The 15733-nt window shown below is 71.1% G+C and carries 12 protein-coding genes; 8 read left to right on the top strand and 4 right to left on the bottom strand.

The features are described from left to right. Positions 1–107 precede the first annotated feature (107 nt). Together AC0VY3_RS27505 and glxA are read left to right on the top strand one after the other, a co-directional pair. Positions 108–1925, top strand: coding sequence for a glycosyltransferase family 2 protein (locus AC0VY3_RS27505; protein ID WP_475550842.1), 1818 nt, complete (start codon positions 108–110; stop codon positions 1923–1925). A 3-nt stretch (positions 1926–1928) separates the two neighbouring features. Next, positions 1929–3884, top strand: a complete 1956-nt coding sequence (glxA, locus tag AC0VY3_RS27500; RefSeq protein ID WP_475550841.1) for a radical copper oxidase GlxA — start codon at positions 1929–1931, stop codon at positions 3882–3884. A 48-nt stretch (positions 3885–3932) separates the two neighbouring features. On the opposite strand, the gene AC0VY3_RS27495 is transcribed toward glxA, so the two are convergent. Both AC0VY3_RS27495 and AC0VY3_RS27490 read right to left on the bottom strand, forming a co-directional pair. After that, positions 3933–4982: a glycoside hydrolase family 6 protein gene (locus AC0VY3_RS27495; RefSeq protein ID WP_103511480.1), complete on the bottom strand. Its 1050-nt coding sequence runs from the start codon at positions 4980–4982 to the stop codon at positions 3933–3935. 129 nt (positions 4983–5111) lie between these two features. Then, on the bottom strand, positions 5112–6095 hold the full coding sequence (locus AC0VY3_RS27490) for an ArsR/SmtB family transcription factor (RefSeq protein ID WP_103511481.1): 984 nt from the start codon (positions 6093–6095) through the stop codon (positions 5112–5114). A 95-nt stretch (positions 6096–6190) separates the two neighbouring features. On the opposite strand from AC0VY3_RS27490, the gene AC0VY3_RS27485 reads away from it, so the two are divergent. From AC0VY3_RS27485 to AC0VY3_RS27470, 4 genes are all read left to right on the top strand, one after another. Continuing rightward, a complete protein-coding gene (locus AC0VY3_RS27485) occupies positions 6191–7600 on the top strand; it encodes an MFS transporter (RefSeq protein WP_475550840.1) in 1410 nt (469 codons plus the stop codon). A 10-nt stretch (positions 7601–7610) separates the two neighbouring features. Continuing rightward, entirely contained in the window at positions 7611–8120 is a 510-nt protein-coding gene (locus AC0VY3_RS27480) for a MarR family winged helix-turn-helix transcriptional regulator (protein WP_103511483.1), read from the top strand. A gap of 85 nt (positions 8121–8205) precedes the next feature. Further along, entirely contained in the window at positions 8206–8532 is a 327-nt protein-coding gene (locus AC0VY3_RS27475; RefSeq protein ID WP_030079230.1) for a DUF3817 domain-containing protein, read from the top strand. A gap of 96 nt (positions 8533–8628) precedes the next feature. Continuing rightward, complete coding sequence (locus AC0VY3_RS27470; RefSeq protein ID WP_475550839.1) at positions 8629–10329, top strand: acyl-CoA mutase large subunit family protein; 1701 nt, start codon at positions 8629–8631, stop codon at positions 10327–10329. 49 nt (positions 10330–10378) lie between these two features. On the opposite strand, the gene AC0VY3_RS27465 is transcribed toward AC0VY3_RS27470, so the two are convergent. Both AC0VY3_RS27465 and AC0VY3_RS27460 read right to left on the bottom strand, forming a co-directional pair. Further along, positions 10379–12277, bottom strand: coding sequence for a glycoside hydrolase family 5 protein (locus AC0VY3_RS27465; protein WP_475550838.1), 1899 nt, complete (start codon positions 12275–12277; stop codon positions 10379–10381). A gap of 80 nt (positions 12278–12357) precedes the next feature. Next, complete coding sequence (locus AC0VY3_RS27460; RefSeq protein ID WP_103511486.1) at positions 12358–12984, bottom strand: TetR/AcrR family transcriptional regulator; 627 nt, start codon at positions 12982–12984, stop codon at positions 12358–12360. A gap of 379 nt (positions 12985–13363) precedes the next feature. Between AC0VY3_RS27460 and AC0VY3_RS27455 the strand changes: the two genes are divergently transcribed. Then, entirely contained in the window at positions 13364–14335 is a 972-nt protein-coding gene (locus tag AC0VY3_RS27455) for a tetratricopeptide repeat protein (RefSeq protein WP_181011032.1), read from the top strand. A gap of 652 nt (positions 14336–14987) precedes the next feature. After that, positions 14988–15638: a DUF6230 family protein gene (locus AC0VY3_RS27450; RefSeq protein WP_030079216.1), complete on the top strand. Its 651-nt coding sequence runs from the start codon at positions 14988–14990 to the stop codon at positions 15636–15638. Positions 15639–15733: the final 95 nt, after the last annotated feature.

Genomic DNA, 15733 nt, shown 5'->3' with positions numbered 1-15733 from the left:
TTTTCCGGTCCCGGAACGAAAACCGCTCACTCGGACCTGCCAAGTCGACACGCCGTTAGCTGTCCCCTTCTGTGGGGATATCAACCCGTTCGACAGTGGGAGGCACGGTGCGGTCGGAGGGCTACGACTACGACACCTACAGCCGGCTCGCGGGTCCGCTCACGGAGCCGGATCCGACGGGGTACCGGGTGCGGTACAAGAGCCTGCTCTCGACGGAGAAGCACCGAATAAGAGCCGTCCTGCTGATGACGCTCGCCCCGGTGCTCACGGGCATCCTGCTGCTCTACCTGGTCTGGCCCACGCACTGGACCGAGCGGGAGAACGGGGAGCGCTGGCTGGTCGTCGCCGACACCGTGATGCTGGTGTCGATCGCCCTGATCGAGCTGTTCATGCTGGTCAACGTGGTCTCCATCGCGCACGCCACGCTCGTCGCGCGAGACCCCGTGCCGGTGACGGCCGAGCCCGGCACCCGGGTCGCCTTCCTGACCACGTACGTCCCCGGCAAGGAACCGCTCTCCATGGTCCGCGCCACCCTCAAGGGCGCCGTACAGCTGAACCACCCCGGTCCGCTGGACGTCTGGCTGCTCGACGAGGGCGACGACCCCGGGGCCCGGATGCTCTGCGCCGAACTGGGCGTCCACCACTTCACCCGGCGCGGCGTCCCCGAGTGGAACCGCGACAAGGGCGTCCACAAGACGAAGACCAAGCACGGCAACTACAACGCCTGGATCGCCCTGCACGGCGGCGACTACGACTTCTTCGCCTCCGTCGACACCGACCATGTGCCGATGCCCAACTTCCTGGAACGGATGATGGGCTACTTCCGCGACCCGGACGTCGCCTTCGTCGTCGGGCCGCAGGTCTACGGCAACTACGACTCGGCCGTCACCAAGGCCGCCGAGTCGCAGCAGTTCCTCTTCCACGCCCTCATCCAGCGCGCGGGCAACCGCTACGGCGCCCCGATGTTCGTCGGCACCAACAACGTCGTGCGCATCGCCGCGCTGCGGCAGGTCGGCGGCCTGTACGACTCGATCACCGAGGACATGGCCACCGGCTTCGAGATCCACCGTCGCCGCAACCCGCGCACCAGGCACTACTGGCGCTCCGTCTACACCCCCGACGTGCTGGCCGTCGGCGAGGGCCCCGCCTCCTGGACGGACTTCTTCACCCAGCAGCTGCGCTGGTCCCGGGGCACGTACGAGACGCTGTTCAAGCAGTACGGCAAGGCGCTGTTCCGGTTGCCGCCCGGCCGGCTCCTCAGCTACACGCTGATGCTCGTCTACTACCCGATGACCGCGGTCAACTGGCTGCTCGGCGTCCTCAGCTGCGTGCTGTTCCTCTGGTTCGGGGCGTCCGGCACCCAGGTCGCCGCCTCCATCTGGCTGATGCTCTACAGCGACGCCGCCGCCCTCCAGATCGGGCTCTACCTCTGGAACCGCCGGCACAACGTCTCCCCGCACGAGCCCGAGGGCTCCGGCGGGCTCGCCGGCATGGCCATGTCCGCGCTCTCCGCGCCGATCTACCTGAAGTCGCTCGGCTCGGCCGTGCTGCGCACCGACGGCCGGTTCGTCGTCACCCCCAAGGGCGGCCAGGCCTCCCCGGACCGGCTGCTCACCTTCCGGATCCACCTCTTCTGGGCGGCGGTCCTGCTCTCCTCGCTCGCCGCGTCCGTCTACCTCGACCACACCCATGTCGCGATGCGGACCTGGGCGACGCTGGGCCTGGCGATATCCCTCTCCCCGGTCGTCGTCTGGGCCTGGACCGTCCGGCAGGACAAGCGCGCCGAGGCCGCGCGCGCCGTCCCTGTCCCGGCGCCCCCGCCGCCCGAGCCGGCGTACGTCACCACCACCACGGCCCCCGCCCCGCCGGCGACCACCGCGGCGAGCGCCGGCACCACCGCCACTACTACCGCAGGAGGGAACTGAGCCATGGCCTACCGGCCCTCGAAGAAGATGAGGAAGACGCTCCTGGGCGGCGGCGCGGTGATGCTGCTCGCCGGGCTGAACGCGCCCGCGGCCCTGTCCTTCGCCGAGGACAGGTACCACGCGTACAAGATCGACCAGCCGGCGTACAAGGCGGAGTACGGTTCCTGGGACGAGGTGAACATCCCGAAGGAGTACCGCACCAACGCCGTCCACGCGGCGCTCCTGCACACCGGGAAGGTGCTGATCGTCGCGGGCTCCGGCAACGACGAGGCGCACTTCGACGCGGGCACCTTCGACACGGTGCTGTGGGATCCGGCCGAGAACACCTTCCAGAAGATCCCCACCCCCGAGGACTTCTTCTGCGGCGGCCACGCCCAGCTCCCCGACGGGCGGCTCCTCATCGCGGGCGGCACCGCCCGTTACGAGGTGCTCGACGACAAGGTGAAGCGGGCCGGCGGCGGTATGCGGGTCAAGAACGAGAACCCGGACAAGCCGCTGAAGCTCAAGAAGGGCACGGTCTTCCGCTCGCCCTCCGGCGTGGAGTACCGGGCCAAGTTCGACGTCACCGTTCCCAAGGCCAAGCGCGAGTTCGAGGTCGACTACTTCGAGAGCGGCCAGATGAAGCCGTGGAAGACCAAGGTGACCGCCGCCGAGCAGCGCGTCTTCGTCGAGGCGGTGGAGGACGGCCCCGAGGCGGTGGCGACCGAGGCCGCCCAGTACGAGATCGTCGGGCTCAAGGGCAAGGAGGCCGACAACTCCTACGGCCTCGCCGAGAAGATCACCATGGACAAGCAGGACTTCCAGGGGATCCGCGCCGCCTACGAGTTCGACCCGACGGCGGAGAAGTACATCAAGGTCGACCCGATGAAGGAGGCCCGCTGGTATCCGACGCTCGTCGGCCTGGAGGACGGCAAGGTGCTCGCCGTCTCCGGTCTCGACGACGTCGGCGCGATCCTCCCGGGCGACAACGAGATCTACGACCCGAAGACGAAGAAATGGTCCAAGGGCCCCTTCCACTACTTCCCGACCTACCCGGCGCTCTTCCTGACCAAGGGCGGCAAGCTCTTCTACCCGGGCGCCAACGCCGGCTACGGCCCGGCGGACAAGGGGCGCGAGCCCGGGATCTGGGACATCGAGAAGAACACCTTCACCAAGGTGCCCGGCCTCACAGACACCGACGAGCTGGAGACGGCGGCCTCGCTGCTGCTGCCGCCCGTGCAGGACCAGAAGGTGATGGTGCTGGGCGGCGGCGGGGTCGGCGAGTCCAAGAAGTCCACGGCCCGCACGGCGGTCATCGACCTCAAGAAGGACAGCCCGGCCTTCGAGGCGGGCCCCGACCTGCCACAGGGCACGCGCTACCTCAACAGCGTGATCATGCCCGACGACACGGTCTTCACCAGCGGCGGATCGGTGGACTACCGGGGCCGCGGGAACAGCAACATCCTGAAGGCGCAGACCTACGACCCGAAGACCAACACCTTCAAGGAGGCGGCCGAGCCGACGGTGGGGCGCAACTACCACTCCGAGGCGCTGCTGCTGCCCGACGGACGGGTGGCGACCTTCGGCTCCGACCCGCTCTACGGCGACAAGGACAACACCAAGCTCGGCAAGTTCGAGCAGCGGATGGAGGTCTACACCCCGCCCGCCCTGCACCGCGGCAAGGACAAGCGCCCGGTGATCGGGAACGGCCCGGAGAACGCCGAGCGCGGCGCGACGGTGACGTACGAGAGCGCCGACGCCGACCGGATCGCCACCGCCCGGCTGATGCGCCCGAGCGCCGTCACCCACACCACCGACGTGGAGCAGCGCTCCATCGAGCTGGGCCTGAAGAAGGCCGGCGGCAAGCTGAGTGTGACCGTGCCGGACGACCCCACACTGGTCCCGCCCGGCTGGTACATGCTCTTCGTCACGGACACCGACGGCATCCCCTCCGAGGCGAAGTGGGTCAAGGTGGCCTGAGCAGCAGGTCAGCCGCTGGCGGCTGAAGGGGCGCAGACGGGAGAGAGCCTAGGAGGCGGCGCGCCGGGCGAGGCCGAGTGCGTACTCCGGCCACCAGTCGCCGGCCGGCGGGCCGCCCCGGCAGGTGCCGTCGGAGTCGCCCGGCCGCTTGATCCAGAGATAGGCGTCGAGCCGGTCGTCGCCGGTGTCGGTGGTCGGCGGTGTGCCGAGCCCCCGGCCCGGCGGATTGCACCAGGCCTCCTCACGGCCCCCGGACAGGGGGCCGTTGCCGTTGCGGCTGGTGTCGATCACGAAGTGCGCGCCGCCGACCGCGTCGGAGAGCTGTCCCGCGTACGTCTTCACGCTGTCGTTCGACTGGAAGTTGGAGACGTTCAGCGAGAAGCCGTCGGCCCGGTCGATGCCCGCCTGCCGCAGCGGCTGCGCCATCTTGGCCGGTTCGTCGATCCAGTCCGGGTTTCCGGCGTCCAGGTAGACCTTGGTGCCGGGCCGGGCCTTGAGTGTGTCCACCGCCTCGGAGAGGAGCTGGTAGCGCTCGGCGTGGTGCTCGGGCGGGGTGCAGCCGTCCGTGATGTGGGGGAGGGCGTCCGGTTCCAGGATCACGGTCGCGGGCGCGTCCCCGATGGCGTCGGCGAACTCCCCGATCCAGGTCCGGTAGGCGTCCGCGTCCTTCGCGCCGCCCGCGGAGTAGAGCCCGCAGTCGCGGTGCGGGATGTTGTACGCCACGAGCAGGATGGTCTTCTTCGTCCGGGCGGCGGACCTCGCGGCGGCCCGGATCCCCGGGGCCGGGTCGTCCCACGCGGGCCAGTCGGCCACCGGCCGGCCGGAGATCCGCCGCAGGATCTTCGCCTCCGCCTCGCGCCCCTGTTTCTCCCAGGTGCGCACCTGGCGGGCCGCGTCGCTGTTCGGGTCGACCCAGTACGGGGAGGCCGCGCTCGGGGCGGGCTCGCCCCGGACGGGTTCGCCGCCCTCCTCGGCGGTCCCGGTGACCCGTGGCTCCGGCGTCGAGCACCCCGCGGTGAGTGCGCTCGCCAGGGCGAGGACGGCCAGGGCGCGGACGGTACGGGGGAGAACGCGGGGGACGATTCTGCGGCCGGACATCCAGACCCCTCGGACGGCGGTGGCTCACGGACACGGGAAACAGGGCAATCGTGACACAACGGTTACGGGGAGTGGTGGCGCGACACCGTCCGTGACGCGTCCGTACGCCGGATGCCGACAGCCGCGTCCTCAGTCCGAGGCGGCCAGCGCGATCCCCAGCGGGGTGCGCTCGTACAGCACCTGGTGCCCGTACCGCCGCGAGGTCAGCAGCCCCGCCCCGCGCAGCACGGAGAGATGGGCCGACACGGACGAGGCGGCGAGGCCCAGCCGGTGCGCCAGTGCGCTGGTCCCGGCCGGTTCGTCCAGCGCGCACAGCACATCGGCCCGGACCCGCCCCAGCAGCCGGGCGAGCGCCTCGGGCGTCCGGTCGCCGCCGTGGGACCAGAGCCCGCCGATGCCCCGCGCCGGATAGATCAGCCCGGGCCGCCACGGCTCCTCGTGGCCGCCCACCACCTCGGGCCAGACGAAGACGCTCGGCATCAGTACCAGCCCCTGCCCGCCCAGTACCCGCTCGTGGTCGCCCCGGGTCTCCGCCAGGGTCAGCGTCGAGCCGTTCCAGCTCAGCCGGGGGCTCAGCTCACCCAGCAGCCGTTCCAGCCCGCTGTCCGCGAGCCGCCGGGAGTGGTAGGCGATGTCCGCCTCCAGCAGGGCCCGCAGCCGGGGCCAGTACGGCTCGATCAGCACCTGCCAGGCCTGCTCCAGCAGATCGGCGAGCTCCCGCACCGCCCGCGCCGGATCGGCCGCCAGTCGCCGTCCCGTCGCCGACGTGGTCCCGCCGGGCCGGTCCGCCAGGGCGAGCGCCATGTCGGCCCGCGCCACCTCCGGATCGGTCGCCCGGACGGCCGCGATCTCCTCCTCGAAGGTGGCGAGCGGGCCGATCGGCGGCGGGCAGATGAAGTCGGGGTTGTGGCCGGCGTCCGGCATCAGCAGCCACAGCGGCTCCAGGTCCAGGGCCGCGGCCGCCTCCCGGATCCGGCGGAGCCACGGCAGGTGGTAGCCGTGGCGGTAGGGGCGGGAGAGGGTGCGCACCGCCTCCTGGGTCTCGAACAGCGGCGACAGTGCGAACCGGCAGCGCAGCAGGTCGCTCTCGCCGAAGTGCAGCTGGAACGGCACGCCTCTCCCTCCGTCGCCGGGCCCTGGTATGCGTCGACATTCGTCCTGAGCCGAAAGTCTACGGAGGAGGGCCGTCCGGGCCCCAGGCTCGCCCCATGCCGACCGACAGCCCCGCCCTGGCGGACACACCCCGTACCCCGCCCGCCCCGGCGGCGCAGGTCCCGGCTCCCGCCCCGGAGCGTGCCGCCCACCGTGACCCGGGCCCCGGGCCCACGCTCCGGGACCCCGGCGCCCCGGCCCCCGAAGCCCCGCGCGGCTACCGCGCGGTCTTCGCCGTCGCCGAGTTCCGGGCCGTCTTCGCCGCGCACCTGCTCTCGCTGCTCGGCGTCGTCGTCAGCGAGCTGGCGCTCACCGTCCTCGTCTACGACCTCACCGGCTCCCCGCTGCTCAGCGCCCTGACCTTCGCGCTGGGGCTGCTCCCGTACATCGTCGGCGGCACGCTCCTCGCCGGGGTCGCCGACCGCTACCCGGCCCGCCGCGTCCTGGTCGTCTGCGATCTGCTCTGCGCGGTCTGCGTCGCGGTGATGCTGGTGCCCGCCACCCCGGTCGCCGGACTCCTCGCCCTGCGCTGCCTGGTCGCCGCGATCGCGCCCGTCTTCACGGGCACGCGGATGGCGGCGCTCACCGACATCCTCGGCGAGGGCGACCTCTATGTGCTGGGCCGTTCCCTGCTGCGGATCGTCTCGCAGAGCGCGATGCTCATCGGGTTCGGCGCCGGAGGGGTGCTGCTCACCGTGCTCTCCCCGCGCGGCGCGATCACCGTCACCGTGGTGACCTTCCTCTGCTCGGCCGCCCTGCTCCGCTTCGGCACCCGTGACCGCCCCGCCCGCGCCACCGCCACCGGTGACGGCGGCGGGACCCTCCTCAAGGAGTCGCTCTCCGGGGCCCGCCTCGTCCTGGGCGACCGCCGCATCCGCGCCCTGATGCTGCTGTTCTGGCTGCCCGCGATGTTCGTGGTGGCCCCGGAGGCGCTCGCCGCCCCGTACGCCGACGCGATCGGGGCCCCGCCCGCCGCGCTCGGGCTGCTGCTCTGCGCGATGGCCGTCGGGCACATCGGGGCCGAACTGTTCGTGGGCTCCGCGCTCAGCCCCCGTAACCGCTCCCGGATCGTCCTGCCGGTCGCCGCCGTCGGCCTGCTCCCGCTCCTCGTGTACGTGGTCCGGCCCGGACTGCCGCTCGCCCTCGCCGCCCTGGCGCTGGCCGGGGCGGGAGCGGCGTACGTCATCGGGCTCGACCAGTGGTTCGTCGACGCCGTGCCCCTGGAACTGCGCGGCCGGGCCATGACGCTGCTCACCGCCGGACTGATGACCGTCCAGGGCCTCGGGATGGCGCTGGCGGGGCTCGCGGCCGAGTTCTTCCCCGTCCACCAGGTGGTCGCCGGATCCGGAATCATCGGTACCGTCTGCGCGCTGCTGCTCGTCGCCGAGGTCCGCCGGACAGCCCCCGGACGGATGTCCGATACCGAAGGACGAGACGGGGCTGACCGGCATGTGACCAGTCGGTAAGGTCGGTGCCGTGCCGAAGCCGCTCAGCCTTCCCTTCGATCCCATCGCCCGCGCCGACGAGCTCTGGCGGCAGCGCTGGGGACCTGTGCCCTCGATGGGGGCGATCACCTCGATCATGCGGGCCCAGCAGATCCTGCTCGCCGAGGTCGACGCCGTCGTCAAGCCGTACGGGCTGACCTTCGCCCGGTACGAGGCGCTGGTGCTGCTCACCTTCTCCAAGGCCGGTGAACTGCCGATGTCCAAGATCGGCGAGCGGCTGATGGTGCACCCCACCTCGGTCACCAACACCGTGGACCGGCTGGTCAAGTCGGGTCTGGTCGGCAAGCGGCCCAACCCGAACGACGGCCGCGGAACGCTGGCGGCCATCACCGACAAGGGCCGCGAGGTCGTCGAGTCGGCCACCCGGGACCTGGTCGCGGTCGACTTCGGGCTCGGTGTGTACGACTCCGAGGAATGCGCCGAGATCTTCGCCATGCTGCGTCCGCTGCGGGTGGCGGCCCGGGACTTCGAGGAGCAGTGAGCACGGTTTTCCCGTGAGGGGGAGGCGCTTCCGCTCGGAGGGGCCGCGCGAAGATCGCCCCGGTCGCCCGGTTACGCTCGATGCCATGAAACAGAACGTGCTCACCCGCTACCGGGTGATGGCCTACGTCACCGCCGTCTGGCTGCTCGTCTTCACCGCGGCGATCATCGCGAAGTACGGCTTCGAGACCGGCGACACCATGCTGATCTCCCAGATCCACGGCGTGCTGTTCATCGTCTACGTCGTCTTCGCCTTCGATCTCGGCTCCAAGGCGAAGTGGCCCTTCGGCAAGCTCCTGTGGGTGCTGGCCGCGGGCTGCATCCCGTTCGCCTCGTTCTTCGTCGAACCGAAGGTCAGCCGCGAGGCCCGCGCCCTGGTCACCGACCCGGCGCCGGCCCCCGCCAAGGCCTGAGGCCAGGGCTTCCGGATCCGCCGAACCGCCCCGCGCGAAAAGCGCCGGGCGGTTTGCCATCGACATTTACTAGGACGTCCTAGTAAATTCGAGGGTATGGACGCTGACGCGATCGAGGAAGGCCGCCTCCGCTGGCAGGCCCGTTACGACAAGGCCCGCAAGCGTGACGCGGACTTCACCACGCTCTCCGGGGATCCGGTCGAGCCCGCGTACGGGCCACGCCCCGGCGACACGTACGAGGGGTTCGAGCGGATCGGCTGGCCCGGGGAATACCCCTTCACCCGCGGGCTGCACCCCACCGGCTACCGGGGCCGTACGTGGACGATCCGCCAGTTCGCCGGCTTCGGCAACGCCCAGCAGACCAACGAGCGCTACAAGATGATCCTCGCGGCGGGCGGCGGCGGACTCAGCGTCGCCTTCGACATGCCGACGCTGATGGGCCGCGACTCCGACGACCCGCGCTCGCTCGGCGAGGTCGGCCACTGCGGGGTCGCCATCGACTCCGCCGCCGACATGGAGGTCCTCTTCGGGGACATCCCGCTCGGCGACGTGACCACCTCGATGACGATCAGCGGCCCGGCCGTCCCCGTCTTCTGCATGTACCTGGTCGCCGCCGAGCGCCAGGGCGTCGACCCGGGGGTGCTCAACGGCACGCTCCAGACCGACATCTTCAAGGAGTACATCGCGCAGAAGGAGTGGCTCTTCCAGCCCGAGCCCCATCTGCGCCTCATCGGCGACCTGATGGAGCACTGCGCCGCCTCCATCCCCGCCTACAAGCCGCTCTCCGTCTCCGGGTACCACATCCGCGAGGCCGGGGCGACGGCCGCGCAGGAGCTGGCGTACACGCTGGCCGACGGCTTCGGCTATGTGGAGCTGGGACTCTCGCGCGGCCTGGACGTCGACACCTTCGCCCCCGGGCTCTCCTTCTTCTTCGACGCGCACCTGGACTTCTTCGAGGAGATCGCCAAGTTCCGCGCCGCCCGCCGCATCTGGGCCCGCTGGATGAAGGAGACGTACGGCGCGAAGACCGACAAGGCCCAGTGGCTGCGCTTCCACACCCAGACCGCCGGGGTCTCGCTCACCGCGCAGCAGCCGTACAACAACGTCGTACGGACGGCCGTGGAGGCGCTCTCCGCCGTCCTCGGCGGTACGAACTCGCTGCACACCAACGCCCTCGACGAGACCCTCGCGCTCCCCTCCGAGCAGGCCGCCGAGATCGCCCTGCGCACCCAGCAGGTGCTGATGGAGGAGACCGGCGTCGCCAATGTGGCCGACCCGCTGGGCGGCTCCTGGTACGTGGAGCAGCTCACCGACCGGATCGAGGCCGAGGCCGAGAAGATCTTCGACCAGATCAGGGAGCGGGGCACCCGGGCCCACCCGGACGGGCAGCACCCCATCGGGCCGATCACCTCCGGCATCCTGCGCGGCATCGAGGACGGCTGGTTCACCGGCGAGATCGCCGAGTCCGCCTTCCAGTACCAGCGGGCCCTGGAGAAGGGCGACAAGCGGGTCGTCGGCGTCAACGTCCACCACGGCTCGGTCACCGGCGACCTGGAGATCCTGCGGGTCAGCCACGAGGTCGAGCGCGACCAGGTCAGCCAGCTCGCCGACCGCAAGGCCGCCCGCGACGACGCCAAGGTCACCGCCGCGCTGGACGCGATGCTGGTCGCCGCCCGCGACGGCTCCAACATGATCGCGCCGATGCTCGACGCCGTACGGGCCGAGGCCACGCTCGGCGAGATCTGCGGGGTGCTGCGCGACGAGTGGGGCGTCTACACGGAGCCGCCGGGCTTCTGAGGAGGACCCGGCCGGGGCGCGGGAACGCCCCGGCCGGGGACCGGCCCGCTCAGCCGGGCAGACGGCGGCAGTACAGCGCGTCCGGGGTGCCGCCGCGGCCGATCGCCGTGGAGAAGGCGATGCCCGCCGCGTACTCGTCGGCGCTGCACTGGGCCTTGTGGTACCCCTTCGCGTAGTCCCCGCCCTCGCCGGAGGCCGGGCGGCTGTCGCCCCGGTCGTCCCACAGGGTGCGGCCCTCGCCCGCGAGCGCGACCCGGGCCGGGGCGCACAGCACCGCCGACACCCGGTCGCCGCGCACGCTGTAGCCGGTCATGAACTGGCCCGTGGCGCACTGGTACTTGGTGAAGCCATGGGCCCAGTCCGTGGTGACGCCGGCCTCCGATGTCACCTTGCTCAGCGCCCCCGGAGCACCGAGACCGGCGACCCCGGCATCGGTGCACAGTCCGCCCTGCCCGCGCCGGCTGATGCCGATGAGACGCTGGTCGTCCGGGCAGGTCAGCTTCCGGGCCCCGCCGTCCCAGTCGGCCGCCGCCCGCAGGGAGCGGTTGGCGTCCGCATGGGTGGCCTTCAGCATCGACCAGGTCCGCACCGGCTCCACCACGCCCTGCCGCCCCGGCGCCGAGGTCAGCGCCCGCCAGGCGGTGGAGCGCCAGTCGTCGGGGTCCAGGACGCTGCGCCGCTCGCCGTTCCCGTCGTAGCGGATCAGGCCCCATTGGTTGCCCCGGTCACCGTCGTGGAAGCCGACCACGGGCCAGTAGGCGAAGTCGAGATCGTGCTCGGCCAGGAAGTCCACGGTGTTGGCGAACCACGCACGGTCCGTGGCGTCCGCGTCCTTCGCCACGCCGAACTCGCTGATCCAGACGGGCGCTGTGAAGTGCCGGTCGGGGGTGTCGGCCACATAGGCGGAGCTGCGGTGCATCTCGGCGAACAGCTCCGCGCGGCTCAGATCGCGGTAGCGCGGATCGCTGGTCTCCCCGATCCCGGTCGCGCCGCTGTGCCGGGGGCCGGTGTAGCCGTAGTAGTGGGCGGCGTAGACGAGCTTGTGGGAGCGCACCAGCGTGTGCGACAGCTCCGCCACCGGCTTGAGGTGCGGGCGGTCGCGCCAGAAGCCGTCCACCGGAATACCGGCCCAGTTGATGCCCTCGATCATGATGAGCAGGTCCGGATCGGCGTCCTTCAGGATGCGGTCGCCCGCGCGCTGGGCGGCGGCGGCCCAGTCGTGCGCGTCGCCGAGCCCCCAGTTGGGGTCGTCCCACACGTCACGGCGGACCTCGTTGCGCAGATCGGCCCCGACCACACGGGGGTTGGAGCGGTAGCGCTTCGCCAGCAGCACCCAGTCCTCGATCCACTCCTCGGTGCTCTGGCCGCTGTTCCAGCGCTCGCTGCCGTCCACCCCGCAGCACCAACGTGTCTGCGTGCTGTGGTTGTTGAGGATGACCGCGAACCCGGCGTCGGTCAGCGCGCGGACCGCCCGGTCGAAGACCTCCAGGGGACGCAGGCCGTTCAGTTCCGGGTTGGCGGTCAGCCCGGAGACCGGCCGGGTGTCGTCGATCATCCGGTTGGAGAAGGGCAGCCGGACGCTGTTGAGCCCCAACTCCCCGAAATCGGCGATGATCTCGTCCATCGGCACCCGGTCGAGCCCGAGGGGCGCCCGGTGACCCACCTCGCCCGCGTGGTTGTTCGCCGGGTCGTCCTCGGGGCCCGAGCCGTTCCAGGTGCCGCTGGAGCCGTGCCAGTTCCCGGACTTGAGCTTGAAACGGCGGCCCTCGGCGTCCACGACGTAACGGCCGCGGGTGCTCAGGGGCGGAGTCCAGCCGGGTGACACGGACGGCCCTGCGGCGACGGGGGCCGGCGGTGCGGGCCGCTCCGGCTTGGCGGTGGCCGACGTGGGGGAGAGCAGTGCTCCGGTCAACAGGAGGACGAGCGGGGCCAGTAAGCGCGTACGCACGGGGCGACTCCTCTGGTCGGAAGGAGCCCCGAGACTAGGCGGCGTCCCGCCACACCTGAAGAGCCCCCGACACCCCTGTCTCACCCCGCCTGGGCGCCCGCCAGCCCCAGCAGCAGCAGCGAGGTGAAGCCGCGCGCCCACTCGGCGTCCACCGGCTCCGCGCTCACCAGGGTGCGGTGCACCACCGCGCCGGCGATCACGTCGAAGATCAGGTCCGCGTTGCGGGCGGCCGTCGAGGCGTCGTCCTCGTACCGCAGCTCGCCGCGGGCCTGAGCGCGTTCCCGGCCCAGCAGCACCAGCCGCTTCTGCCGGTCCACGATCGCCGAGCGGATCCGCCGGCGCAGCGAGTCGTCGCGGGTGGACTCGGCGACCACCGCCATCAGCGCGGTCCGGGCCTCCGGCCGCTCCAGCAGCGAGGCGAACTGGAGCACGACGCCCTGCACATCGGCGGCCAGGCTGCCCCGGTCGGGCAGCTCCAGCTCGTCGAAGAGGACCGCGACCGCGTCCACGACCAGTTCGTTCTTGCCCGCCCACCGGCGGTAGAGGGTCGTCTTGGCGACCCCGGCCCGGGTGGCCACATCGCCCATCGTCAGCTTCGACCAGCCGAGATCGACCAGGGACGCCCGTGTCGCTTCGAGGATCGCGGCATCGGCCGCGGTGCTCCGCGGGCGTCCTGTTCGGGTGGCTTTGGGGTCGCTGTCGCTCATGATGCGGCGACCATACCGGCCGGTAGGGAAAACCGTTGTGCCTCGGTGCCCGTGAGACAGATCACCGGGATCACCTGTTCCAGCAGGGTGATCGGCAGTTACGCTACGGGTCGTAGCGTAAGGAAGGCGGCTGGCCCGCCCCCGTACGCCACGGAACGAACGAGCGACCGCCACCGGGTCTCATGGAGACCCAGGCGCCGGGTGGGGACCCGGGGCCGCACGGACCGGCCGGATGGGGATCCGGAAGGTCCAACCCGGGTCTTTCAGGGGCCCTTGACCGCTCCGGTCCGTCCGCCCCCGCACGCCGGTGGGGGCTCGGACCGGGCCGGTTCTCGCACTCGCTTTCCGGAACGGTGTGCTCAGGGGGGAGGATGTACGTATGCAGCCTAGGAACATGTCCATGAGCGGCGTTGTCGACCTCGCCGCTGTCAAGGCGGCCGGTGAGGCCAAGGCCAAGGCGGAGCAGGCCCGTGCGGAGGCCGCCCGTACCGGGGGTACCGGCGCCGTCGCGCCCGCAGCCCTGGTGATCGACGTCGATGAAGCCGGCTTCGAGCGCGATGTCCTCCAGCGCTCCGCCGAGGTCCCCGTCGTCATCGACTTCTGGGCCGAGTGGTGCGAGCCGTGCAAGCAGCTGGGCCCTCTGCTGGAGCGCCTGGCGGTCGAGTACAACGGCCGCTTCCTGCTGGCCAAGGTCGATGTCGACGCCAACCAGATGCTGATGCAGCAGTTCGGCATCCAGGGCATTCCGGCCGTTTTCGCCGTTGTCGCCGGACAGGCCCTCCCGCTCTTCCAGGGCGCGGCCCCCGAGGCCCAGATCCGCGAGACGCTGGACCAGCTGATCCAGGTCGGCGAGGAGCGCTTCGGGCTGACCGGGATCGTCGTCGACCCGGACGCCGGGGCGCCGGGCGCGGCCCCGGCCGAGGTGCCGGCCGGCCCGTACGACGCCGTGCTGGAGGCCGCCGCGTCGGCTCTCGACGCCAATGACTTCGGCGGCGCGGTCCAGGCGTACAAGAACGTCCTCGCGGACGACCCGGGCAACCCGGAGGCCAAGCTCGGTCTGGCCCAGGCGGAGCTGCTCGGCCGGGTGCAGAGCATGGACCCGGCCGCGGTCCGCAAGGAGGCGGCGGACAACCCGGGCGATGTGAAGGCCCAGCTCGCCGCGGCCGATCTGGACCTGGTCGGCGGCCATGTCGAGGACGCCTTCGGCCGGCTCGTCGAGGCGGTCCGCCGCACCGCGGGCGAGGACCGTGACGCCGCCCGGCTGCGGCTGCTGGAGCTGTTCGAGGTGATCGGCCCGGAGGACCCCAGGGTCACGGCCGCGCGCACCGCGCTGGCCCGCGTCCTGTTCTGAGACCGGCCCGCCGTCCGCTCCGGACGAGCCCGATTGTTCCGATGTGACAAGACGGCCGCACTGCCTCCCCGGCAGTGCGGCCGTTTTGCCGTCCTGACGCCAAAGGGCGGCGCGGAACGCCCTCGCTTTACCAAATCTTGACAAAGATGCGAGCTGTTACTCGCAGTAAAGCAGGCTGGTGATTCTGTCCCGTTTCCATGAAGTTTCCCGCCATTCCGATGTCCCTTTCGTGCCACCCTGCGTCGCCGCGCGACGCCGCCCTGTCGTGCTGCGGTTATCGGGCCGTTACTAGCCAGTAACGATCCCCCTTGTGCCGCGGGCGTGAATGCACCACGATCGGCCACGCTCGGTCCAATACCTCCAGCCCGGTCTCCAGCCGGTGCCTGAGGGTCTGTTGGGTCCCCACCGGGTGGGTCGGCGGCAGTGGCGCCGACCGCGGACAGGGGGGTTCCCGCTCACGGGCGGGGCCTGTCCGACCGGCTGTGCTGAACGCGCGGCCAGTGGTTGTCGCTCGGGGGTGAACGCCGGTGGATCGGATGCGGGACACGTCTCCGATACGGGCGCTCTCCTTCCCCGAGGACGTAGCACTTCTCCCATCCCAGACGGGCACGATGCCCGGCCGGAGATGTACGTCCGAGAAGAAGGAGCAAGTATGAGTTCCCAGGTTCGCGGTGGGACGAGATGGAAGCGGTTCGCTCTGGTCATGGTGCCGAGCGTCGTCGCCACGGCGGCGGTGGGCGTCGGCCTCGCACAGGGCGCGCTGGCGGCGTCGTTCAGTGTGTCCGGGCAGAGCTTCAAGGTCAGCACCGACAAGCTGGAGGGCGAGAACTTCGTCCAGTACGGCAGCGTCGCCGTCGGCAAGGACCTTGAGGGCAAGGAAGCGGCGCACGCGGTCGCGGTGTCGGGCTTCAGCGACGCCACGATCACCAACATGTGCCAGTCGGTGGTCACGCCGAAGGTTCCCTTCATCGGCAACGTCAGCCTCATGCTGAACGCCGGTACGAACCCGAAGAAGCCGGTCAAGGCGACCAACCTCTACCTGGACGTCGCGCAGCTCGACGCCGACGCCGAGTTCGAGAACATCGACATCGGTGTCGCGGCCGGCTCGCTGAAGAAGCCGAACAAGCCGGGAAGCATCGGCATCCAGCCGGGCACCCAGGCGAAGGAGGAAGGCTTCTCGCAGCGCGCCGACAAGGCGACGCTGACCAACGTGAAGCAGACGGCGTGGGCGACCACGGCCGGCACCTTCAAGCTCAGCGACCTGAAGCTGCGGCTGCACACGGGCGTCAAGGAGTGCTTCTAAGCACTCGCCCGGGTGGCCGGAACGCCCCTCGGCGGGTTTTCCGGCCGCCCCCCTCCTCCTTTTACGGCAGTACCGGTTCCAGGGAGCTGTTTTCC

The sequence above is a fragment of the Streptomyces sp. iso_384 genome (assembly GCF_056172905.1).
This window is presented reverse-complemented; position numbering and strand designations above follow the sequence as displayed.

Bases quoted from the DNA above. Each gene is read 5' to 3' on its own strand.
- glxA (WP_475550841.1), top strand. From the start codon at position 1,929: ATGGCCTACCGGCCCTCGAAGAAGATGAGGAAGACGCTCCTGGGCGGC.
- AC0VY3_RS27495 (WP_103511480.1), bottom strand. From the start codon at position 4,982: ATGTCCGGCCGCAGAATCGTCCCCCGCGTTCTCCCCCGTACCGTCCGC.
- AC0VY3_RS27485 (WP_475550840.1), top strand. From the start codon at position 6,191: ATGCCGACCGACAGCCCCGCCCTGGCGGACACACCCCGTACCCCGCCC.
- AC0VY3_RS27475 (WP_030079230.1), top strand. From the start codon at position 8,206: ATGAAACAGAACGTGCTCACCCGCTACCGGGTGATGGCCTACGTCACC.
- AC0VY3_RS27470 (WP_475550839.1), top strand. From the start codon at position 8,629: ATGGACGCTGACGCGATCGAGGAAGGCCGCCTCCGCTGGCAGGCCCGT.
- AC0VY3_RS27460 (WP_103511486.1), bottom strand. From the start codon at position 12,984: ATGAGCGACAGCGACCCCAAAGCCACCCGAACAGGACGCCCGCGGAGC.
- AC0VY3_RS27455 (WP_181011032.1), top strand. From the start codon at position 13,364: ATGCAGCCTAGGAACATGTCCATGAGCGGCGTTGTCGACCTCGCCGCT.
- AC0VY3_RS27450 (WP_030079216.1), top strand. From the start codon at position 14,988: ATGAGTTCCCAGGTTCGCGGTGGGACGAGATGGAAGCGGTTCGCTCTG.